This is a genomic window from Amycolatopsis sp. lyj-112, assembly GCF_046549055.1.
GTDB lineage: Bacteria > Actinomycetota > Actinomycetes > Mycobacteriales > Pseudonocardiaceae > Amycolatopsis.
This window is the reverse complement of the sequence record NZ_JAJPWS010000002.1, coordinates 954,664-974,993: the sequence shown is the minus strand read 5'-3', so window position 1 is coordinate 974,993 and position 20,330 is coordinate 954,664. Positions and strand designations below refer to the sequence as shown.

The window sequence follows — 20,330 nt, the reverse complement described above, 5'->3', positions numbered from 1 at the left end:
GACCGGGGTGGGGTGGGGTGTGTCAGGAAAGGGGCTTTCAGGACGAAAATTGTCCTGAAAGCCCCTTTCATGACACTCGAAGAACAGGAAAATCAGCCCCGAAGCCGCTGCGCCGCTTCCCGTCCGGGAGCGGGAGCCTCGACGGGAACGGAATCCGGATCGATCGAGGCCTGCACGACGCGGTCCTCGGCACCCGCCAGCAGCTCGGCGCCGGGCTGCGTCGAGCGCTTCACCAGCGCCAGCGCGATCGGGCCCAGCTCGTGGTGCTGCACCACGCTGCCCACGCGCCCCACCTTCCGCTCGCCCAGCATCACCGGGTCGCCGGTCTCCGGGGTGATCGCCGGCGAACCGTCCAGGTGAAGCAACACCATGTACCGCGGCGGCCGCCCGACGTTGTGGACCTTCGAGACGGTCTCCTGCCCGCGGTAACAGCCCTTCGCCACGTGCGCGGCGGAGTCGACCCAGTTCACCTCGTGCGGGATCGTGCGCTCATCGGTGTCGAGGCCCAGCCGCGGCCGCAGCGACTCGACCCGCAGCGCGTCGAACGCCCAGCTGCCCGCCGGTCGTGCGCCCGCGTCGGTGAGACGGCGCCACCAGACGGCCAGCTCCGCGCGAGGCACGGCGAGGTCGACACTGTTCCGTCCAGGCCACGGCATCCGCCGCGCGAAACCGCCGGGGATCTGCACCACGGAGTACGCGTCCGAGCTCAGTGAGACGCCGGCGGTGGCCAGCACACGGTCCGCGTCCGGGCCGAGCACGGTCAGCAGTGCCAGCTCGTCGCTCACGTCGCGGATGTCCACTTTGGACCAGAACTTCATCGCTTCGAAGTACTCGTGCAGCGTCTGTTTCCCGCCCGAAGGAAACGCGCTGGTGGCCATCGCGCCCCTGTCGCTGTCCAGCCACACCGTGCCGTCCGCGTGCGCGACGACCATATGGGTCTCCACCCGGCCGTGGGTGTCCAGGACGAGCGCTTCGGTGCCGGTGCCTTCGGCGAGCCCGGTCACATGCTGCGAGATCACCAAATGCAGCCAGGACAGCCGTTCTTCCCCGGTCACGGCCAGGATTTCGCGGTGCGAACGGTCGATCACGACCGCGCCGCGGGTCGCCGTCCGCTGCTCGGCGAACGGGTCGCCCCAGTGCCACGGGACACCCTCTTCAGGATGCCCGTCGGGTGCCGCGATCGGTCCGGGAAGGTCGAGCAAGGGGGAGCGGTAGGGCATAAAACCCATGGTAGTGAGTACCGTGTCGGTATGCGCGTGCTTGCCTTTCTCGACGGGACCCTGGCCGACCCCGAAGCCGCTCACCTGCGAGTCGACGATCTCGGACTGCTCCGCGGTGACGGCGTGTTCGAGACGATCCTCGTGGTCGACGGGCGACCTCGTGAGCTGCACCCTCACCTCGACAGGCTGGCCCGCTCGGCCGCCATGCTCGACCTGCCGGCGCTGGACCTGAAGGCCTGGGAACGAGCCGCGCGGGTCGTCATCGAGAACTGGTCCGGCAGCACCGAGATCGCCCTGAAACTGGTCTACACCAGGGGAATCGACGGCGACCCGGAAGCGAAGCCGTTCGGTTTCGCGCTCGGGGTGGAGATCGACGAGAAGGTCCTCCGCGCCCGTGTCGACGGTGTCGCGGCGGTCACCCTGGAACGCGGGATCGAGCCCGAACTCGCCGACCGCGCACCGTGGCTGCTGCTGGGCGCGAAGTCCATTTCCTACGGCGTCAACATGGCCGCGCTGCGGGAGGCCGCCCGCCGTGGAGCGAGCGATGTGATTTTCACCGCCGCCGACGGCGCGGTCTTCGAAGGACCGACTTCGACGGTCGTCCTGGCGAAGGACAAGACGCTCTACACGCCGCCGGCGAGCATCGGCATCCTGCCGGGGACGACGCAGGCGGCGCTGTTCCGCGGCGCCGAGAGCGCGGGCTGGTCGGTCAAGGTCGAGCCGCTTCGCGTGCCGGATCTCAGCGAGGGCGACGGCCTGTTCCTGGCCTCATCGGTACGGAAGCTGACCAGGGTGCACACCCTCGACGGCGCCGCGCTGAACGATTCCAGCGCGATCCACGCCGAGCTGATCGCCGCCTACGAACGCGAATATCTGGTCAGCTGAGCGAACTGATGATCAGCAGGTGCGGCAGGATCGCTTCTTCGCGATAGGCCGCGATCTTGTGGTGCCCGTCGAGGATCACCGCCGCGTCCCCTGTTTCCAGCACGATCGCCACCGGCCGGTGCCCGCTCTTGATCGCCGTCCGGTAGTAGCCGACCCGCGAGACGTCGGCGGGCGGCCAGTCGGCGCTCGGGGTCAGAAAGCGATCCTCGGCCAGCCGTTCCGGTCCGGAGACCTGGTACTTGCCGTCGGCGAAGAGATCGAGAAGCGGGCGGAGCGTGTCACCGAGAGGACGTCGCATCTGCCCGGTGGCGAGCGCGATCCGTAAGGACTGAGGTAGTTCCGGCTGGGCTGGTACCGAATTCGTGTCGATGACACCTGTGCCACCGTCGACCTTTACCTGTTCCACACCCTCGTGGACGAGTGGAAGCGGAGAAGGGTTCCGGGACGGGCCTGCGCGAGGGCCTGGAGTGACGCCTGTCTCACCACGGCCGCCACAGGATAACCACCGGTAGTTGGATGATCCGCCAAGAACACGACCGGCAGGCCGTTCGGCGGCACCTGTACGGCACCGGTCAGCAGGCCTTCGCTCGGCAGTTCCTGCTCGGCGTATTCACGCTCGCGCGCCAGCGGGGTCCCGTCGAGCCGGAGGCCGACGCGGTTCGACTCCGCCGTCACCGTCCAGGTCTTCGCGAGCCCGGATTCCAGACCGTCGAACCAGTGCGCCCGCGGACCTGGCTCGATCGGCACGACCAGTTCCGCCGGGGCCACCGAAGGCAGCACGACGTCGGCGCCGCCCGGGACTCCGGACGGTGTGCCGATCGGGAGGACGTCGCCCGCTCGCAACGGCGCGGGCCCGATCTCGGAGAGGACGTCCCGAGAGCGGCTGCCGAGTTCGGAGTCGGCCGCGATCCCGCCGGAAACGGCCAGGTAGCACCGCAATCCGGTGGCCGGCATGCCCATCGTCACGAGCTGACCCGCGGCCAGGTGGATCGGCGCGTGCGAGCCGACGCCGCGGCCGTCGACGCCGACAGCGACGGCCGGGCCGGTCACGGCGACCGTGCACGACGTCTTCGCGCGCAGCTTCAGCCCGCCGAACAGGCTCTCGATCCCCGCGGCGGCTTCGTCGTTGCCCACGAGCCGGTTGGCCAGCTTCAGCGCGGGGACGTCCAGCGCGCCGGACGGCGGGACACCGAGATGCGCGTACCCGGGCCTGCCGAGGTCCTGGATCAGTGCGAGCGGACCGGTCTCGACGACTTCGAAGGCCCTCATCCGGCACTCCGGAACCGGACCCGGTCGCCGGGCGCGAACAACGCCGGCGGATCGGCGCGCGGGTCGAACAGGACGGTCCGGGTATGGCCGATCAACCGCCAGCCGCCGGGCGAGACGCGCGGGTAGACGCCGGTGAATTCCCCTGCGATACCCACGGATCCTGGCGGGACGCGGGTGCGGGGCGTCGCCAGCCGCGGTTGGCGGAGCGGCTCGGGAAGTCCTGTCAGGTAACCGAAACCGGGCGCGAACCCGGTGAACGCGACGGTGTAGACGGCTTCGGTGTGCAGCCGCACGATGTCCTCAATGGACACTCCGGCGTCCTGCGCGACGAGTTCGAGGTCTTCACCGTCGTAAGTGACGTCCAGGGTGATCTCGCTGGGTTCGCCTTCGGGCGGGTGTTCGAGATCGGCGTCCGCCAGCAGGTCGCGGACGGCCGCGAGCGCGCCCGAACCCGGCGTCTCCACCACGAGCAGGCTGCGGGCGCCGGGGACGAGTTCGGTGATCCCGGCCGGGCGTGCCGCCGCGACCGTGGCGTGCGCCGCGATCGTCTGGGCGAGGGAATCGCAGTCGAGCAGGGCGGCGTGCTCGCCGTAGGCACGCCACCGCACGGGATACGTTCCGGTCAGCCCACCACGCGACGCAGCAGCGCCGACGTGTGCGGCTGCAGTTCCTGGCCCATCATGGCGCGTTCCTCGACGAAGCCGAGATCGCCGTTGTTGACGATGCCGTACAGCCGCTGCGAGGCCGTGACGTCCTTGGCCGTCGACGTGCGGACGACCGCGTCGGTGCCCAGCTCCCAGGCCGGGACCGCGGCCTTGCCGCGCGGCTTGCCGTAGAAGAGTTCGATGATGCCGGTGTTGTGGGCCAGCAGCAGTTCGATCGTGTCGTCCGCCTGCGGGCGCCAGAACCCGGATTCGCGCGCCGCCGGACGGATGACGTTGCCGTCTTCGTCGAGCAGCCAGGCGCGGGACTCGTGGGTGAGGAACGGGCGGCCGTCGTGCGCGATGGTCAGCTGCATGGCGAACCGGCGCGGGCCCTCGATGGTCGGGTAGTCGACCTCGCCTTCACCACGCCAGACGCCGACGAGCGGCAGCAGCGCGAGACAGGCGTCGTTGAGGTTCGGCCCTTCGCGGAGGTTCGCGGTGTCGGCCGGGATGGGCAGGTCAGGAAGGGTGCCGTATGGAGGGAGGTTGCGCTCGCGGGTGTCTTCCGCGCGCTTCTCCGCTGCCTGGATGGCCTCGTCGCCACTAGCCGTCATGGGTCAGCGCTGGTCCGCGTAAAGCCGGTAGACGACGTACACGGCGAACCACGTGATCGCGACGCCGGCGAGCACCAGCAAAGTCGTAAACAGGATCTCCACGCCACGCACTTTAGTCGCTGCTCGCCGAGACGGCCCTGTTGAGGGTGCGTGGCCGTGCCCACAAGTACGTGAAGGCCCCCTTCCCTCGGCTGAGTCGAGGGAAGGGGGCCTTCACGCGCGTTCTTGTCAGGCGACCGAGATGGCGAGGTTGTGGAGTCCGGGTCCCTGAGCGGTCACGGTGGCTTCGCCGTTCCCGCTCTTGTGGAGCGCGCGCACCGTCCAGTCGCCCGGAGCCGCGTAGAAGCGGAAGTCACCGTCGGCCGACGAGACGACCTCGCCGGTGAAGTCGCCGCCGCCGTCCAGCAACCGCACGAAGGCGCCGCCGATGGGCCCTTCGGTACCGGTCACCTTGCCGGCCAGCACGACCTGGCCGCGGGTGTCGTAATCGGCGGGCGTGGCCTCTTGGACCGGCGCGCCGCAGCTGTCGTCTGCCGCCATTACTTCGCTCCCAACTCGACCGGCACGCCGACGAGCGAGCCGTATTCCGTCCACGAACCGTCGTAGTTCTTCACCTGGTCGTAGCCGAGGAGTTCGTGCAGCGCGAACCACGCGATGGACGAACGCTCACCGATCCGGCAGTACGCGATCGTGGACTTCGACTCGTCGAGGCCCTCGTCGGAGTACAGCTCCTTGATCTCGTCCTCGGTCTTGAAGGTGCCGTCCTCGTTGGCGACCTTCGCCCACGGAACGTTCAGGGCGCCCGGGATGTGACCCGGCACCTGGGACTGCTCCTGCGGGAGGTGCGCCGGGGCGAGCAGCTTGCCGGAGAACTCGTCGGGCGAGCGCACGTCGACGAAGTTGCTGCCGCCGATGGCCTGGACGACCTCGTCGCGGAACGCGCGGATCGAGAGGTCCTGCTCATTGGCCTTGTAGCTGGTGGCTTCGCGCTTGACGTCCTCGGAGTTCAGCTCGCGGCCGTCGAGCTCCCACTTCTTACGGCCGCCGTCGAGCAGCTGTACGTTGTCGTGGCCGTAAAGCTTGAAGTACCAGTAGGCGTACGCCGCGAACCAGTTGTTGTTGCCGCCGTAGAGGACCACGCGGTCGTCGTTCGAGACGCCCTTCTCGGACAGGAGCTTCTCGAAGCCTTCCTTGTCGACGAAGTCGCGGCGAACCCCGTCCTGCAGGTCCTTGCGCCAGTCGAACTTCACCGCACCACGGATGTGGCCGTTGTCGTACGCGGTCGTGTCCTCGTCGACCTCGATGAAAACGACACCGGGGGTGTCCAGGTTCTCCTCGGCCCACTGGGTGGTGACCAGGACGTCTTCACGGCTCATGGAGCTGACTCTCTTTCTGGGTTAGGACGCGCGCGGGCTGGGGCTGAAACGCTTGATGAGCAGGAACATCTCGCAACCGAGACAGAAGTTGAACGCCGCGTTGAGGAAGGCCGCGAACAGCGCGAACGCCGTCGCCACGAGCCCGAGCACGGTCAGGCCGGCGGCGAAGCCGATGGTGCCGGCGACGGCGAACACGAAGCCGACGGCCTGGGCGAACCGCAGCGGCGCGGCGTCTTCGCGTTCGGTCGTCGGACCGAGGCGAGGAGCGACCAGGTAGCGGTAGACCAGCGAGTACGGCGCCGGTTTGAGGCCGACGAAGGCCCCGATCGCGAACACCACCGCCTGCGCCGCGAGCAGTGGCCACCACTGGGTGATGAGCACGATCGCGAGCACGATCGTCGTCAGGATGGCGGCGAAACGCGGACCTCGGGGGTCTACGGCCGGTCCTGCGGACATGGATCCTCCTGCAGATGCGAAGGGAAGAAAGGTGCGTGCCGGACGGGCACGCGCAGGCATGAAGGCGTGGTTCAGCGAACGCCGGGCCGAGCCGGACACAGGCTGCTGCGAACGCGGCACAGATCCACTGCGCGGCGCTGGGTCAGCAAGGTTCGGGGCAGCCTGTTCACGGGTGCGAGGGTACGCAGAGCTCCCTCAGGTTGGGAACCGTGTTCACACCTTGGGACGCGTCTCAAATTTCGGGATCAGACGTTCGTCAGGTGGGGCTTGAGCGCTTCGAGAAGCTCCTGACCTCGGGGAACGCCACCGACCCGGAGCAGCTCCCGGCCGTCCGCGGCCAAGGCCAGCGTCGTCGGAGTACGCAAGACGGACAGCGCCTGGGCGACTTCCGGAGTCTCGGTGACGTCGAGATCGACGTGGGTGAGCCCGTCGGTCTTCTCGGCGAGGGCGGACAGGATCGCGCGGGTATGGCGGCACGGCGCGCAGAACGTCGTGGAGATCTGGACCAGGGTGACGCCTTCGGGCGCGAGCGCGGCCGAGACGCGGGCGGGCAAGGTGGGCCGGGCCGCGCTGGACCTGGCGGCCCGGATGCGGCCGTTGCGCGCCTGAAGCAGCGCGCCGGCCACCCCGCCGAGGACCAAGACGCCCAGCAGCACCCACACCCCGGTCAAATCAGATCACCCCTGTGGCGTCATTCCGCTGAAGGCGACGTTCTTGCCTTCGCCCTTGATGGTCACGGTGCCGCTGTTCACCCGCACCGCCGTCGGCGTCACCGCGAACGGCAATGCGCCGGTGTCGATGCTCGCGTTGAAGTTCGGCAGCAGCGCGTTCTGCACTGCCTGGGGAACGACGGTGGTCTCCTTGTCATTCCCGAACTGCAGCCGCTTCGGCTCGATGCTGATCTTCTGGCCGCTCAGTTCGATCATCGCGAAGCAGAAGATCTCCACCTTCTGACCGGCGATCTGCACGTTGCCCGAAAGCCGGATCCCCGCGCTGGAGCTGTCGATCGTCTCGCCCTGGGCGTTGGTCGTCGGCGGGGCCGTCTCGCCCTGGCCGCTTTCGCCGTTGCGGACGTAGTCCTCGGTGACGGGCTCGATCTTCAGGTTCTCGATCTTGTCCAGCGGCGCCTGGCGCGCGATGTCCGCGGCCTTGATGGTCACCTCGCCCTTGAGCGTGCCGATGATGATCGACTTCGTGTTGCCGGAAGTCAGGTCCGAAAGCGGCGCCGTGACGTCACTCATGTCGGCGTTGAAGTCGACATCGCGCAGTTTCGGCGGAACGGCGACGCCCTGGGCGTTCACGGTGATGTGACCGTAGTCACCGGAAAGGGCCTGGGTCAGGAACGGGAAACCGTGCACCGTGACCGACGGATCGTTGGTCAGGCTCAGCTGTTCACGGGCCTTCTGGGAGATCGTGTGCTCGGCGAACGCCGCCGCCCCGAAATCGGCCCCGACCAGCAGCACCAGCAGCACAACGAGGGCGATGAGCCAACCCCGGCCACGCCGCTTCGGTCGCTTGGCGGACCGGCCGGGGGACGGTCGGTCGTCACGCGCCACGGGCCTGCTCACCATTGCGTCAAATCTCCTTCGCGTACCTCTTTGGCCAGGTGTGATCGATCCAGCACGGGGTAGGTGTCCGGCTGTTCACCCGCTATTCTCACTAAGCACCGGCTGTAGCCACGATCGAGGCGACTACAAGTGAGGGCGGTGCGGCGATGAGCCTGGACCTTTTGGTGTTGACGGCGGAGGCCGATGCGACCGCTGTGTTGCCCGCCCTGGAACTGCTGCCCCACACCGTACGCGTACGTGCTCCCGAGGTGACGGCACTGCTCGACGCCGGCCACCGCGACGTGATCGTGCTCGACGCGCGCAGCGATCTGGCCTCCGCGAAGAGCCTCTGCCGTCTGCTCAAGGGCACCGGTGAGGACGAGGGCAGCACTCCGATCATCGCCGTCGTCGGCGAAGGCGGCCTGGTCGCGGTCAGCGCGGAATGGCGCACCGACGACATCCTGCTCCCGACGGCCGGACCCGCCGAGGTCGATGCCCGGCTGCGGCTGGTCACCACCCGCGACGGCGGTTCCTCGCAGGTCGAGGCCGAGCTGCGGGTCGGTGAACTCGTCATCGACGAAGCGACGTACACCGCCAAGCTCCGCAAGCGCACCCTCGAACTCACCTACAAGGAGTTCGAGCTCCTCAAGTATCTCGCCCAGCACGCCGGCCGGGTGTTCACCCGCGCGCAGCTGCTGCAGGAGGTCTGGGGTTACGACTTCTTCGGTGGCACCCGCACGGTCGACGTCCACGTGCGGCGCCTGCGCGCCAAGCTGGGCCCCGAGCACGAGCAGATGATCGGGACCGTGCGCAACGTCGGCTACAAGTTCGAGCGGCCTGCCAAGGGGACTGCCAAGCACCACGTCATCGCCCCGGACGCGAGCGTCTACGAGCCGACCGAGCTTTCCGCGCACTGAGTCCCTTCCCTTCTGCCTGACAAGACGTCCAGGCGGGTACGGGGTTCCCCGGTAGGGTCGATTTCATGCTCGATCTGCTGTGGACCGGTGAACCGGAAACGGAAGAGATCCGCGCCTTTCTGCTCGCCGTGCGCGAGGCTGACGGCCGTCCCGAGGACACCGGTTTCGCCGGTGGGCAACACCTCCTGGGTCACGTCGACGGCGAACTGGTCGCGTACGCGCACCTGGACACCGGCGGCGATTCGCACGGCAACCAGGTCGCCGAACTGTTCGTCCATCCCGATCACCGGAGGTCCGGTCACGGCAGAGCGCTGGTCAAGGCGCTCGCCGAGCGCGTCGCCGGGAAGCAGTTGCGCGCCTGGGCGCACGGCGATCACCCCGCCGCCGTCCATCTCGCCGAGACCGAAGGCTTCGAGCGGGCGAGGGAACTGCTGATCCTGCATGCCGACGTCTCCGCCGCGGACTGGCCGGAACCCGAGCCGCGCGAAGGGGTCACGCTGCGCACGTTCGTCCCCGGTCAGGACGAAGAGGCGATGGTCCGCGTCAACGCGCGCGCCTTCGACTGGCATCCCGAACAGGGCGCGCTGACCGCCGACGAGGTCCGTGCGACCGAGGCCGACTCCTGGTTCGACCCCGAAGGCTTCTTCCTCGCGGAAAAGGACGGCGAGGTCATCGGCTTCCACTGGACGAAGATCCACGAAGCCGTCCCAGGCCGCTTCGGCGGTGAGCCCACCGGCGAGGTCTACGTCGTCGGCATCGACCCGGACGCCCAGGGCGGCGGACTCGGGAAGGCACTCACGCTCGCCGGCCTGCGGTATCTCCGCGACCGCGGACTGGGCCAGGTGATCTTGTACGTCGAGGGCGACAACGCCCCCGCGCTGGCGGTTTATTCGAAGCTCGGCTTCACCCGCTACGAGGTCGACGTCCAATACTCTCGGTAACCGCATTCCCACGTGCGGCACTTGACCGGTCACGGAGAGCAGACGCGCAGGTCACGGCTGGGACACGGACCCCGATCGGGCTAGTCGCGCTGCTCACATCGGGCGCCTTGTTCACTTTTCGTTCATCCTCTGAGGGCCGCCCGTCCACTGTCGGTGCCTAGTGTCCGGATCCGGCAGGAACGTTCCCGTTCCACCGATCCGGCGAAAGTCTCCCAGTGGAGGAAATGCAGTGAAGATCATGCGGACCGCGGGCGCGATCGGCATCGTGGCTAGCGCCGCCCTCGTGCTCAGTGCCTGTGGATCCGACCCGGCGGCGACCAAGCCTGCGAGCTCGGGCGGCGTCGCCGCACCCAGTGGCACGGCCGGCGTCGACTGCGGCGGCAAGAGCCCTCTTTCGGCCGAGGGTTCGTCCGCGCAGAAGACCGCGATCGACATCTTCGTGCAGGCCTACGCCGCCAAGTGCGCCGGCCAGAAGGTGAACTACAACCCCAGCGGTTCCGGTGCCGGCGTCAAGCAGTTCAACGGCAACCAGGTCGACTTCGCCGGTTCGGACTCGCCGCTCAAGTCCGGCGAGGAGGCCGACAAGGCCAAGGCTCGCTGCGCTTCGGACGCTTGGAACCTCCCGCTCGTCATCGGCCCGGTCGCCGTCGCCTACAAGGTTTCCGGTGTCGACAAGCTGACCCTGACCCCCGAGGTCACCGCCAAGATCTTCAACGGCGGCATCACCAAGTGGAACGACCCGGCCATCAAGGCCCTCAAGGGCAACGAGAGCGTCACCCTGCCCGACAAGGCCATCCAGGTCATCTCGCGCACCGACGAGTCGGGCACCACCGACAACTTCCAGAAGTACCTGAAGGTCGCGTCCAAGGGCGCCTGGACCCAGGGTGACGGCAAGAAGTTCAACGGCGGTGTCGGCAACGGCGCGGAGAAGTCCAACGGTGTCGCCAACGCGGTGAAGTCCACCGACGGTGCCATCACCTACGTCGAGTCCGCCTTCGCGAAGGACGGCCTCAACGCCGCCCTCATCGACAGCGGCTCCGGTGGTGTCGAGCTGACCGCGGCGAATGTCGCCAAGTCCCTCGACGCGGCGAAGTTCAAGAAGGAGGGCACGAACGACCTGGCCCTCGACCTGGACTCGATCTACTCCAGCAACGTCGCCGGTGCCTACCCGGTCATCCTCGCCACCTACGAGATCGTCTGCTCGAAGTACGCCGACGCCGAGGTCGCCAAGGCCGTCAAGGCCTTCCTGACCGTCGCCGCCACCGATGGCCAGAAGCCGCTGTCGGACAAGGGCTACGTGCCGATCCCGCAGAGCCTGCAGGACAAGGTCCTGACCGCCGTCAAGGCCATCGCCTGACCCTGTTGCCAACCCCCAGGTTGACTAGTAAAGACAGGCTGGACAGAAGTAGTCGATGAGCGATTCATCTTCGACCAGAACGCCCACCGGCGACCCCGGTGGGCGTTCTGCCGTCCGCGAGACCTTCCCGGAGGACCAGATTTCGGAGCAATCTGCCGCGTCACCGCCCGAGAAGTCCTCGGTGCAACTCGCGAGCCCCAAGTCCAGGAAGGTGCGGCCCGGTGACCGCATCTTCCAGCTCTTGACCACCGGAGCCGGCGTCTTCGTCGTCTCGCTGATCGGCCTCATCGGACTGTTCCTGCTGGTGCAGGCCATTCCGGCACTCCAGGCCGACAATGTGAACTTCCTGACCAGCCAGGTCTGGCAGACCGAGCCGGGCGACATGCGGTTCGGCATCATGGGCCTGCTGCTGGTCACGGTCTATTCCGCGGTGCTGGCGCTGGTCATCGCGATGCCGATCTCCCTCGGTATCGCCCTCTTCCTCACGAACTACGCGCCGAAACGGCTGGCGCGGCCGTTCGCCTACGTGATCGACCTGCTCGCCGCAGTCCCCTCGATCATCTACGGCCTGTGGGGCCTGATGGTCTTCGCGCCGACGATCGAGCCCTTCTCCCAGTGGATCAACGAAACCTTCTCGTGGATCCCGATCTTCGCGGCGGGCAACGTCTCGCCGGACATGCGCGGCACGATCTTCACCGCGGGCGTCGTGCTCGCCGTGATGATCCTGCCGATCATCACCTCCCTCTCGCGCGAGGTGTTCGAGCGGACCCCGATCCCGCATATCGAAGGCGCGCTGGCGCTGGGCGCAACGCGCTGGGAGGTCATCCGCACCACGGTGCTGCCGTTCGGCAAGGCGGGCTACATCGGCGCCTCGATGCTGGGTCTCGGCCGCGCGCTCGGCGAGACGATCGCCCTCGCGATCATCCTGACCGGCACCGTCGGCCGCGAGTTCACTTTCAGCCTCTTCGACGGCGGCGCCACGTTCGCCTCGAAGATCGCGGCCGACTACGCGGAACTCAACAACGAGATCTCGGCGGGCGCCTACATCGCGGCCGGCCTGGTGCTGTTCCTGCTGACGTTCATCGTCAACTTCGTCGCGCGATCCATCATCGCCAAGAAGGGGGACTGAGCATGTCCACCACGCTCGAGAAGACCCCCGCCATCACCCCGGCCTTCCAGCAGGTCAGCCTGGCCAGGAAGAGCAAGAACGGGCTCGCGACCGTCCTGATCTGGCTGTCGTTCCTGATCGCCGTCGTGCCGCTCGTGTGGCTGCTCGCGACGGTGGTCATCAACGGCGTCAAGCGGATCCCGTTCAGCAACTGGTGGACCGAGGACTTCGGGTCGGTGCTGTCCGACGAGGTCGGTGGCGGCGTGCTGCACGCGGTCATCGGTTCGGTCCTGCAGGGCCTGGTGTGCGCGATCATCGCGGTACCGATCGGCCTGCTGGTCGCGATCTACCTGGTCGAGTACGGCCGCGGCAAGCTCGCGAAGACCACGACGTTCATGGTGGACATCCTTTCCGGTGTCCCCTCGATCGTCGCGGCGTTGTTCATCTACGCGCTGTGGATCACCACCCTCGGCCTGCCGCGCAGCGGTTTCGCCGTGTCGCTGGCCCTGGTGCTGCTGATGATCCCGGTGGTCGTCCGCTCGTCGGAGGAGATGCTGCGGATCGTCCCGGACGACCTGCGCGAGGCCTCCTACGCGCTGGGCGTGCCCAAGTGGAAGACGATCATGAAGATCGTCCTGCCGACCGCGCTGTCCGGCATCGTCGGCGGCGTGATGATGGCGCTCGCCCGGGTCATGGGCGAGACCGCGCCGCTGCTGGTCCTGGTGGGTTACTCGGCCTACGTGAACTGGGACATCTTCGGTGGCGAGCAGGCCGCTCTGCCGCTCCTGATGAACAACGAACGGGTCAGCAACCCGTTCACCGAAGGGACCGTCGCGTTCGACCGGATCTGGGGAGCCGCGCTCACCCTGGTGCTGATCATCGCGATCGTGAACCTCCTCGCCATGCTCTTCGCCCGTCTTGTCGCCCCGAAGAAGAAGTGAGCTGTTCGAAATGGCCAAACGAATCGACGTCAAGGACGTGGACATCTACTACGGCAAGTTCCATGCCGTGGACGGCGCCACCCTCTCGGTGCCGCCGCGTAACGTCACCGCGTTCATCGGTCCTTCCGGTTGCGGCAAGTCGACGGTGCTTCGCACGCTGAACCGCATGCACGAGGTCATCCCCGGCGCCCGCGTCGAGGGCGAGGTGCTGCTCGACGGCGAGGACATCTACGGCGCCGGGGTCGACCCGGTGCAGGTCCGCCGCACCATCGGCATGGTGTTCCAGCGGCCCAACCCGTTCCCGACGATGTCCATCAAGGACAACGTCGTCGCCGGACTGCGGCTCGGCGGGGCGAAGGGCAAGAAGGAACTCGACGAGGTCGCCGAGCGCGCGCTGCGCGGCGCGAACCTGTGGAACGAGGTCAAGGACCGGCTGAACAAGCCCGGCGGCAGCCTCTCCGGTGGTCAGCAGCAGCGGCTCTGCATCGCGCGGGCCATCGCCGTGCGGCCGGACGTGCTCCTGATGGACGAGCCGTGCTCCGCGCTCGACCCGATCTCGACCCTCGCCATCGAGGACCTGATCGGTGAGCTCAAGAAGGAGTACACGATCGTCATCGTGACTCACAACATGCAGCAGGCCGCGCGGGTCTCGGACCAGACCGCGTTCTTCAACCTGGCGGGCGTCGGGCAGCCGGGTCGCCTGGTGGAGCTCAACGACACCGAGAAGATCTTCTCGAACCCGGACGAGAAGGCGACCGAGGACTACATCTCAGGCCGCTTCGGATAGTCGCGCGCTGACGGACGAGCGCTCGGTGGGGTCGTGGTCGTGAGTGATTTGGGTTGTTAGGGCCAAGAGTGTTTGAGGTACCTACGTCGGGTGGCGGTTCTGCCGGCCGGTGCGCAGGCGGCGGTTTCGCGTGATTGGAGAGACGACACGCGTGTTCAGAGGGACGACACCCCAGCCGCGGACGTGTCGTCCATCCAGTCACAGGTGTCGTCCGCTCAGTCACACATGTCGTCCGTCCGGTCACGTCCGGGGAGGCTGCGGTATCGCATGGCACGGGACTCGTGAGTGATTTGGGTTGTTAGAACGACCCAAATCACTCACAACCCCTCTCGCGTGTCCCGCATCGTCGAGCGGCCGAGGTTCGTGTGCCGGTACGGCATGAGGCGAGCGGCACCCGGCCCGGCAAGCGCCACACGCACCGCCCAGTGGGTCCACAAATCAAGGTCCACCAGAACCCGAATCGCCCTCACGACCAGCCCCCGACCCCAGCGCACGGAAGGGCCGCTTCGGATAGTCCCTACTGCGCGTGAAGGCCCCCTTCCCTCGGCTGAGCCGAGGGAAGGGGGCCTTCACGCGCTTAGGACTACTTGCGGAGTTTAGAGTTCGTCCGGGCCGTAGCCGGGCATTTTGCCGGTCACGACGAAGATCATCCGGCGGGCGACCGACACGGCGTGGTCGGCGAAGCGCTCGTAGAAGCGGCCCAGCAGGGTGACGTCGACGGCCGCGGCGACGCCGTGGTCCCAGTCACGGTCCATGATGACCGTGAACAGGTGCTTGTGGATCTCGTCGACCTCGTCGTCGTCGGCCTCGATGTTGCGGGCCGCCTGGACGTCCTTCGACTTGATGACCTCTTCGGCCTGCCGGGCCAGCTTCACCGCGACCTCGCCCATCTTGGCGAAGTACGGCCGCACGGCCTCGGGCAGCACCGGCTCGGGGTGCCGTCGCCGCGCGGCCTTGGCCACGTGCAGGGCCAGATCGCCCATCCGTTCCAGGCTTTCCGCCGCGTGGATCGCGGCGAGGACGGTCCGGAGGTCGGTGGCGACGGGTGCCTGCAGGGCGAGCAGCGCGTACGCCTGCTCTTCGCACTCAGCGCGCGCGTCGTCGACCTTCGCGTCGTCGCTGATCACCTGCTCGGCGAGTCCGAGATCGACCTCGAGCAGCGCCCGGGTCGCCCGCTCCATCGCGTCGGCGACCTGGAGCGACATGCCCGCTAGGTTCTCGGCGAGCTGTTCGAGTTCGACATGGTAAGCCTCACGCATGGCCCAACCCTACGGGGAACAAGGACCAAAAGCCGCATCCCAGGGTGAACCCGACGTGAACCCGGACTAACGAATGATCCTCGGCCCGATTTTCAGCCTGAGCTGCTGCTCTTCTTGCTGTTCGACGACTTGCTCGAGCTCGTCGGAGCGGACGCCGTGCTGTTCGCCGGCGCCTCCGCGGCCTTCTCGTCCGGCAGCGGGGTGTTGTTGATCAGCGCCTCGAAAACGGATTTCGACCTGCTCTGCAGCAGCACCTCGTTGCCGCGCCCGTTCGCCTCGCCGGTGGTGGGCACGGTGAGGAACTTGACCTTGCCCGAGTCCGTCCCGCGCATCGACTTCGCCAGCGTCATCATCTGGTTGAGGCCGAGGTTCTCGCCGAAGGTGGCCTTGGCGAACGCGTCGATGAAGCCGCTCAGCTTGCCGGTGTCGAGGACGACGTCCTTGGACATCACCGTCTTCAGCAGCGCGCCGAGGAAGGCCTGCTGCCGCTTGATCCGGCCGTAGTCCGAGGTCGGGTCGCCCTTGACGTGCCGCGCCCTGACGAAGTTCAGCGCCTGGTCGCCGGAGATCCGGACGTCGCCCGCCTGCGGGATGATCATGCCGAGGACGCCGTCGTCGACCGGCTTCTCGGTGTGCACGGTGACGCCTTGGACGGCGTCCACCATGGACTTGAACCCGTTGAAGTCGATGCCGACGAAGTGGTTCATCTTCATGCCGGTGATCTGCTGGATCACCTTCGTGACGCACTGCGGGCCGCCGACCGCGTAGGCGGTGTTCAGCTTCGCGATCTTCTGCGCGGGAGACGACTGGTCGGTGTACGACGACGTCGCAGGGTCCCAGCGCTTGCACTCCGGCCGGTTGACCTCGAGGTCGCGGGGGAAGGACACCATCACGACGCGCTGCCGGTCGGCGGGCACGTGCGCGATCATGATCGTGTCGGACCGGGCGCCCGGCGTGCCGTCCGCGTCACCGACGCCGTCTTCGGCGGCCGCGCCGTCCCGGGTGTCGGAACCGACCATCAGGAAGTTCTCGTCGCCGGTCTGGCCCGCCGCGTCCTGGATGTCGGCGGAGTCCTCGTCGAGGGCGGCGACGGTGTTGAACTTCGCGTCGAACCAGGTCTGCGCGCCCCATACGGTGCCGGTGGAGAGGAAGACGAGCGCGGCGACCACGGCGGCGGCGATCCGGCCGGCCTTGACGGCCTGCCTGGTCTTGCGTTCCTTCTTCTCCTGCAAGCGGGTCTGCGGTGACTGCTCGGCCTCGGTGGTGGCAGCGGCCTCGGCTTCGTTGTTCGTGACCACGCGCTGCAGAGCGGTGCGGGTCTGCTCCAGCAGCGCCGCCGGGCGGGCGGCCCGCCGTTCGCGGCGCTCGCGCTTCTTGGCCTCTTCGGCCGCCAGCTCGTCGTGCGCGGCGGAGAACCGGGCGAGGGTGTGGTCGATCTTGCGCTTGGTGATCGTCGCGTCGTCGATCGCTTCGAGCTCGTCGGTCATCGTCATCCGGTCCATCTCGGACCGGGGCGGGACGGCGGACGGCGCCTGCTGGGCGGGCCGCTGCGCGGGGCGGCGGGGACGACGCGGGAGCGCCGGTACCGCGGGCTGCTGCTGCGCGCCCGGGTTCACCACCGGCGGACGGCGCTGCGTGGGCGCCTCGGGGCTCGGAGCGGCCTGAGTGGTGCGGCGCGGCTGGCGCGCCCGAGGCGGCCGCTGCGGCAGAGGCGCCTGCGCGGACGGAGCAGGGTGGGCCGCGCGAGGCTCTTCGGCGGGTGCGGCCGGTGCCGGCGGGCGAGGACGGCGAGGTGCGGGCGGTTCCGAGCGGGCGGCGCGGGCCCCGGGTCTCGGAGGTTCCGGCGACGGCTCGGCCTGCCGGAGACGGCGGGGCGGCGGTGCCGGGGACTCGGCGTTCGGGTCGAAGACGGGGCGTTCGCCGGTGTGACGTGCGACGACGTCGGAGACGCTGATCCCGCCGTGGGTCTCCATCGACCGGCGGCGGCCACTGCGGCCTCGCTCGCCGTCGCCCCTGTTCGGCTGGCTGTGGCGACCGGTCCCCGGGTTGTGGTGCTCGTCGGGCACTCGGTCTCCTCTCGCGATTGTTCGAAGCTTTTTCGTTATCGTACGGACACCTGTGGTTCGTGACGACAACCATCCCGGACTTTTCTTCACCCAAGGTACCGAGAAGCGCCGAGCGGTCCATGCGATCGGGTGAGCGGTCCCGGTTAAAGGGGCGTTAAAAAGAGTGAACCCGCTACACAGAGTGTGTCGTTAACCGATCGGGTGCCTAAGCCTCCGCGGGCTCCGCGTAGTCAGTGCGGCCGGTGTTCTCGGTGCGATCATCGGAACCGGGAATTACCTGCGACGATTCCTTTTCGTCATAGGCCACTTTGTTCCGGCCGGCCCGTTTCGCGGCATACAGCAAAGTGTCGGCGCGCCGCAACTGCCGTTCCGGTTCCCCCGCCCGATCCGGCCCCTCGCCGCTTTCGTGCGCGAGCCCCACGCTGATCGTCACCGCCAGGCCGGGCCGGATCCGCTCCCACGGATGCCGGGAAACCCGGACGCGGGCGGTGTCGGCGATCCGCACCGCCCGGGCGGCGTCGACGTCCGGGATGACGAGCGCGAACTCCTCGCCGCCGTAGCGGGCACAGAACGCCTCGGGCGGGAGACCCTGTTGCAGCAGTTCAGCGACCTCGCGCAACACCCTGTCGCCGACCAGATGGCCGAAGGTGTCGTTGACCTCTTTGAACAGGTCGAGGTCGACCAGCGCGATCGCGATCCCCGGCGGGCGGCGGTGTTCGGTGGCCGGGCCGTGCAGCCACTGGTCGAGATAGCGGCGGTTGTAGCTGGACGTCAGCGTGTCCCGCAGGCTGCCGGCACGGGCGAGGTCGAAGGCGGACTTGAGGTGGTGGTAGGCGCGGCGCCAGTCGCCCTGGGTGGCGAGCACCAAGGCGATCGACTCGTGAAGACCGAGCAGATCGGTGCTCGGCGGGCCCGCCGGGAGCGCGGCCTCGTCGTCGGCAGCCACGCTCACCTCCGTCACGAATTGGTTTTCGTCGTAAAGGAGGGATCTCTTGAGGTATCGGTACGGGCCGAAGTGAATATCGCTCAAGTGGACGACGGTTCGGCGCCATTGTCACGCACCGAAGTGCCGCTCAGTAAGCCCGAAAACGGCTCTACGTCTTTGAGCTGCGAAAACTGATCCTTGGCCCAGTAACTCACGTCAGTCACATCGTCTTTCAGCAACTGCGCGTAATCGTGCCAGCTCAGCCAGCGCCACTCGCCGACCTCGTCCGGATGCGGTTCCGGGTCGTCGTCGACCCACGCGACGAACACCGGGCAGAACTCGTTCTCGACCACGCCCTCGAACGGCGGCGTCCGGTAGCGGTACGCCGGAAGGACGCAGCGGAGACCGTTCAAGCGGGGCAGTCCGAGTTCGAAGGCGGCCCGACGGCGGACGGCCTCCTCGATGGGTTCACCCGGTGCGGGGTGCCCGCAGACACTGTTGGTCCATACCCCCGGCCAGACCTTTTTGGCCGCGGCACGGCTGGTGATCAGCAGTGCCTGGTCGCTGCTGCGCAGCAGGTAACAGGAGAACGCCAGGTGCAGCCTGGTGTTCTCATGGTGGCCGGCCAGTTTGGGCGCGGTCTCGCCGGTCGGCACACCGTCCTCGGTGACATAGACGATGCGTTCCGTGTCCACTTCGGTCGTGTTGTTCACCGGACCCACTGAACTACACGGCTCGCTGTAACCGGTACCGCGTTCAGGGTTACCCCTGTTAGTGGGATGAAAGGTGCTCCACGAGCAAAGAAGTGACGGCCTCGGGAGCCTCCTCCACCACCCAGTGGGAGGCGTCCTCGATCATCTCGAAGCGATACGGGCCGGTGACCCGGTTCCCGGTGTCGAGCGCGGCAGTCGAACCGAAGGCGGCGTCCTCGGTGCTCCAGATGTAGAGCGTCGGCACCTCGATCGGGCCGATCTTCCCGCCCGGCCGGCCGGCGCGGTACCAGTTGAGCGCGGCGGTCAGCGCGCCCGGTTCGGACAGCCGCCGAACGTACTCATCGATCTTGCTGGGCGGCACTTTCCAGTCGAATATGCGGCGCAGCGCGTCGGCGTTGTCGTCGAGCATCCGCCGTTCGGTGACGCGGGTCTGCCGCCATTCGGTCATGTAGCCCGAACGGAGATGCTGGTCCTCGTCGGTCTTCATGGCTTCCGCCAGCGCCGCCGGATGCGGTGTCGAAACGACGGCGAGACTGCGGAGCCTGCCGGGGTGCGCGTCGGCCGTCCACCACGCCACCGCGCCGCCCCAGTCGTGCCCGACGAGGTCGAATTCGTTCCACCCCAGGCGATCCGCGATCGCGATGACGTCACCGACGAGGTTGTCGATACCGTATTCGGATGCCTGTTCCGGCCGGGCTCCGGGCGAGTAGCCACGCTGATCCGGTGCCACCGCGCGATAACCGAGCACGCCGAGCGTCGCGACCTGGTGCTCCCATTCCACCGCGGCTTCGGGAAACCCGTGCAGCAGAAGAACAGGGCGGCCGTCCTCGGGTCCGGCCGCGATGGCGTCGAAGGCCCCGGCTTCGGTGGTAATGCTCAGCTGCTCGATCACGACGCCGACTCTACGGGGCTCCCGTTTCGGTCGGCGGCAAGGGATTGACGGCGGGTGTCCGATTCCCTTCTAATGATCACCGCAACCGATAGCCGGTTGACTGGGGAACTGGGGTAATACATGTCGAAGAGTTGGAAGCGCCGGCTGTCCGCCGTCGCTGTTTCCGTCGCGCTCGCGGGCGGAATCGCCGTCACGGCGGCGAATGTCGCGGTGGCCGAAGACGCGCCGGTTTCGGTCGCCGGAGTCTGTGACGGAAATCCGGGCTGTCAGCTCGGGCCGTATTCGAGCCTGAGCAGTTGTCAGATCGAGCAGAGCAACATGGCCCGGTACTACACGATCACCATGCGGTGCTTCGAGGTCGACCACGGCCAGTGGAAGTTCGCCTACAAGACCAGGGGCACCTGAGTCCCGGA

Annotated in this window: 23 protein-coding genes; 8 read left to right on the top strand and 15 right to left on the bottom strand. The window is 67.7% G+C overall.

Features of this window, described 5'->3' with window-relative positions:
* Positions 1-92 precede the first annotated feature (92 nt).
* A complete protein-coding gene (locus ACLJRL_RS11520; RefSeq protein ID WP_410656076.1) occupies positions 93-1,220 on the bottom strand; it encodes a YgfZ/GcvT domain-containing protein in 1,128 nt (375 codons plus the stop codon).
* 30 nt (positions 1,221-1,250) lie between these two features.
* Here ACLJRL_RS11520 and ACLJRL_RS11515 point away from each other — a divergent pair, with 30 nt between their 5' ends.
* Positions 1,251-2,105 (top strand): aminodeoxychorismate lyase, encoded by an 855-nt coding sequence (locus ACLJRL_RS11515; protein ID WP_410656075.1) that lies wholly within the window; start codon positions 1,251-1,253, stop codon positions 2,103-2,105.
* Here ACLJRL_RS11515 and ACLJRL_RS11510 read toward each other — a convergent pair.
* The 9 genes from ACLJRL_RS11510 to ACLJRL_RS11470 all read right to left on the bottom strand — a co-directional run bounded on the left by ACLJRL_RS11510 (position 2,098) and on the right by ACLJRL_RS11470 (position 8,035).
* Positions 2,098-2,511, bottom strand: coding sequence for a hypothetical protein (locus ACLJRL_RS11510; protein ID WP_410656074.1), 414 nt, complete (start codon positions 2,509-2,511; stop codon positions 2,098-2,100). The two genes, ACLJRL_RS11515 and ACLJRL_RS11510, sit on opposite strands and share 8 nt — an antisense overlap.
* Positions 2,499-3,374: a biotin-dependent carboxyltransferase family protein gene (locus ACLJRL_RS11505; protein ID WP_410656073.1), complete on the bottom strand. Its 876-nt coding sequence runs from the start codon at positions 3,372-3,374 to the stop codon at positions 2,499-2,501. The genes ACLJRL_RS11510 and ACLJRL_RS11505 overlap by 13 nt, the downstream gene beginning before the upstream one ends.
* Positions 3,371-3,982 (bottom strand): 5-oxoprolinase subunit PxpB, encoded by a 612-nt coding sequence (pxpB, locus tag ACLJRL_RS11500; protein ID WP_410656072.1) that lies wholly within the window; start codon positions 3,980-3,982, stop codon positions 3,371-3,373. The genes ACLJRL_RS11505 and pxpB overlap by 4 nt, the downstream gene beginning before the upstream one ends.
* A gap of 14 nt (positions 3,983-3,996) precedes the next feature.
* Positions 3,997-4,632, bottom strand: a complete 636-nt coding sequence (locus ACLJRL_RS11495; RefSeq protein ID WP_410656071.1) for an FABP family protein — start codon at positions 4,630-4,632, stop codon at positions 3,997-3,999.
* Positions 4,633-4,860: 228 nt separating this feature from the next.
* Complete coding sequence (locus tag ACLJRL_RS11490; RefSeq protein WP_410656070.1) at positions 4,861-5,172, bottom strand: DUF1416 domain-containing protein; 312 nt, start codon at positions 5,170-5,172, stop codon at positions 4,861-4,863.
* Positions 5,172-6,008 carry a sulfurtransferase gene (locus tag ACLJRL_RS11485; RefSeq protein WP_410656069.1) on the bottom strand — a complete coding sequence of 279 codons (837 nt, stop codon included), beginning with the start codon at positions 6,006-6,008 and terminating at the stop codon, positions 5,172-5,174. The genes ACLJRL_RS11490 and ACLJRL_RS11485 overlap by 1 nt, the downstream gene beginning before the upstream one ends.
* A gap of 21 nt (positions 6,009-6,029) precedes the next feature.
* Positions 6,030-6,464 carry a DUF4395 domain-containing protein gene (locus ACLJRL_RS11480; protein ID WP_410656068.1) on the bottom strand — a complete coding sequence of 145 codons (435 nt, stop codon included), beginning with the start codon at positions 6,462-6,464 and terminating at the stop codon, positions 6,030-6,032.
* A 245-nt stretch (positions 6,465-6,709) separates the two neighbouring features.
* Entirely contained in the window at positions 6,710-7,135 is a 426-nt protein-coding gene (locus tag ACLJRL_RS11475) for a TlpA family protein disulfide reductase (protein ID WP_410656067.1), read from the bottom strand.
* A gap of 6 nt (positions 7,136-7,141) precedes the next feature.
* The gene (locus ACLJRL_RS11470) at positions 7,142-8,035 is read right to left on the bottom strand and encodes a DUF2993 domain-containing protein (protein WP_410656066.1); all 894 of its coding nucleotides are present in this window, start codon (positions 8,033-8,035) and stop codon (positions 7,142-7,144) included.
* A 143-nt stretch (positions 8,036-8,178) separates the two neighbouring features.
* On the opposite strand from ACLJRL_RS11470, the gene ACLJRL_RS11465 reads away from it, so the two are divergent.
* The 6 genes from ACLJRL_RS11465 (at position 8,179) to pstB (ending at position 14,062) form a co-directional block, all read left to right on the top strand.
* Positions 8,179-8,928, top strand: a complete 750-nt coding sequence (locus ACLJRL_RS11465) for a winged-helix domain-containing protein (protein WP_410656065.1) — start codon at positions 8,179-8,181, stop codon at positions 8,926-8,928.
* Positions 8,929-8,993: 65 nt separating this feature from the next.
* On the top strand, positions 8,994-9,869 hold the full coding sequence (mshD, locus tag ACLJRL_RS11460; RefSeq protein ID WP_410656064.1) for a mycothiol synthase: 876 nt from the start codon (positions 8,994-8,996) through the stop codon (positions 9,867-9,869).
* A gap of 229 nt (positions 9,870-10,098) precedes the next feature.
* Positions 10,099-11,226 carry a phosphate ABC transporter substrate-binding protein PstS gene (pstS, locus tag ACLJRL_RS11455; RefSeq protein ID WP_410656063.1) on the top strand — a complete coding sequence of 376 codons (1,128 nt, stop codon included), beginning with the start codon at positions 10,099-10,101 and terminating at the stop codon, positions 11,224-11,226.
* A 211-nt stretch (positions 11,227-11,437) separates the two neighbouring features.
* Positions 11,438-12,355, top strand: coding sequence for a phosphate ABC transporter permease subunit PstC (gene pstC / locus ACLJRL_RS11450; protein ID WP_410656176.1), 918 nt, complete (start codon positions 11,438-11,440; stop codon positions 12,353-12,355).
* Positions 12,356-12,357: 2 nt separating this feature from the next.
* A complete protein-coding gene (gene pstA, locus ACLJRL_RS11445) occupies positions 12,358-13,275 on the top strand; it encodes a phosphate ABC transporter permease PstA (protein WP_410656062.1) in 918 nt (305 codons plus the stop codon).
* A gap of 10 nt (positions 13,276-13,285) precedes the next feature.
* A complete protein-coding gene (gene pstB, locus ACLJRL_RS11440; RefSeq protein ID WP_410656061.1) occupies positions 13,286-14,062 on the top strand; it encodes a phosphate ABC transporter ATP-binding protein PstB in 777 nt (258 codons plus the stop codon).
* A gap of 596 nt (positions 14,063-14,658) precedes the next feature.
* On the opposite strand, the gene phoU is transcribed toward pstB, so the two are convergent.
* From phoU to ACLJRL_RS11415, 5 genes are all read right to left on the bottom strand, one after another.
* Positions 14,659-15,321, bottom strand: coding sequence for a phosphate signaling complex protein PhoU (phoU, locus tag ACLJRL_RS11435; RefSeq protein ID WP_410656060.1), 663 nt, complete (start codon positions 15,319-15,321; stop codon positions 14,659-14,661).
* A 92-nt stretch (positions 15,322-15,413) separates the two neighbouring features.
* Positions 15,414-16,823 (bottom strand): LCP family protein, encoded by a 1,410-nt coding sequence (locus ACLJRL_RS11430; protein ID WP_410656175.1) that lies wholly within the window; start codon positions 16,821-16,823, stop codon positions 15,414-15,416.
* A gap of 769 nt (positions 16,824-17,592) precedes the next feature.
* Positions 17,593-18,348: a GGDEF domain-containing protein gene (locus ACLJRL_RS11425; protein WP_410656059.1), complete on the bottom strand. Its 756-nt coding sequence runs from the start codon at positions 18,346-18,348 to the stop codon at positions 17,593-17,595.
* Between the two features lie 65 nt (positions 18,349-18,413).
* A complete protein-coding gene (gene idi / locus ACLJRL_RS11420) occupies positions 18,414-19,025 on the bottom strand; it encodes an isopentenyl-diphosphate Delta-isomerase (RefSeq protein ID WP_410656058.1) in 612 nt (203 codons plus the stop codon).
* Positions 19,026-19,083: 58 nt separating this feature from the next.
* On the bottom strand, positions 19,084-19,917 hold the full coding sequence (locus ACLJRL_RS11415) for an alpha/beta fold hydrolase (RefSeq protein ID WP_410656057.1): 834 nt from the start codon (positions 19,915-19,917) through the stop codon (positions 19,084-19,086).
* A 120-nt stretch (positions 19,918-20,037) separates the two neighbouring features.
* Here ACLJRL_RS11415 and ACLJRL_RS11410 point away from each other — a divergent pair, with 120 nt between their 5' ends.
* Entirely contained in the window at positions 20,038-20,322 is a 285-nt protein-coding gene (locus ACLJRL_RS11410) for a hypothetical protein (protein ID WP_410656056.1), read from the top strand.
* Positions 20,323-20,330 lie beyond the last annotated feature (8 nt).

What these genes read in the sequence shown, in the direction of transcription:
- ACLJRL_RS11520 (WP_410656076.1), bottom strand. Translation starts at nt 1,220, where the DNA reads ATGCCCTACCGCTCCCCCTTGCTCGACCTTCCCGGACCGATCGCGGCA.
- ACLJRL_RS11515 (WP_410656075.1), top strand. Translation starts at nt 1,251, where the DNA reads ATGCGCGTGCTTGCCTTTCTCGACGGGACCCTGGCCGACCCCGAAGCC.
- ACLJRL_RS11505 (WP_410656073.1), bottom strand. Translation starts at nt 3,374, where the DNA reads ATGAGGGCCTTCGAAGTCGTCGAGACCGGTCCGCTCGCACTGATCCAG.
- ACLJRL_RS11495 (WP_410656071.1), bottom strand. Translation starts at nt 4,632, where the DNA reads ATGACGGCTAGTGGCGACGAGGCCATCCAGGCAGCGGAGAAGCGCGCG.
- ACLJRL_RS11490 (WP_410656070.1), bottom strand. Translation starts at nt 5,172, where the DNA reads ATGGCGGCAGACGACAGCTGCGGCGCGCCGGTCCAAGAGGCCACGCCC.
- ACLJRL_RS11485 (WP_410656069.1), bottom strand. Translation starts at nt 6,008, where the DNA reads ATGAGCCGTGAAGACGTCCTGGTCACCACCCAGTGGGCCGAGGAGAAC.
- ACLJRL_RS11480 (WP_410656068.1), bottom strand. Translation starts at nt 6,464, where the DNA reads ATGTCCGCAGGACCGGCCGTAGACCCCCGAGGTCCGCGTTTCGCCGCC.
- ACLJRL_RS11470 (WP_410656066.1), bottom strand. Translation starts at nt 8,035, where the DNA reads ATGGTGAGCAGGCCCGTGGCGCGTGACGACCGACCGTCCCCCGGCCGG.
- ACLJRL_RS11465 (WP_410656065.1), top strand. Translation starts at nt 8,179, where the DNA reads ATGAGCCTGGACCTTTTGGTGTTGACGGCGGAGGCCGATGCGACCGCT.
- mshD (WP_410656064.1), top strand. Translation starts at nt 8,994, where the DNA reads ATGCTCGATCTGCTGTGGACCGGTGAACCGGAAACGGAAGAGATCCGC.
- pstA (WP_410656062.1), top strand. Translation starts at nt 12,358, where the DNA reads ATGTCCACCACGCTCGAGAAGACCCCCGCCATCACCCCGGCCTTCCAG.
- pstB (WP_410656061.1), top strand. Translation starts at nt 13,286, where the DNA reads ATGGCCAAACGAATCGACGTCAAGGACGTGGACATCTACTACGGCAAG.
- phoU (WP_410656060.1), bottom strand. Translation starts at nt 15,321, where the DNA reads ATGCGTGAGGCTTACCATGTCGAACTCGAACAGCTCGCCGAGAACCTA.
- ACLJRL_RS11430 (WP_410656175.1), bottom strand. Translation starts at nt 16,823, where the DNA reads ATGGACCGGATGACGATGACCGACGAGCTCGAAGCGATCGACGACGCG.
- ACLJRL_RS11410 (WP_410656056.1), top strand. Translation starts at nt 20,038, where the DNA reads ATGTCGAAGAGTTGGAAGCGCCGGCTGTCCGCCGTCGCTGTTTCCGTC.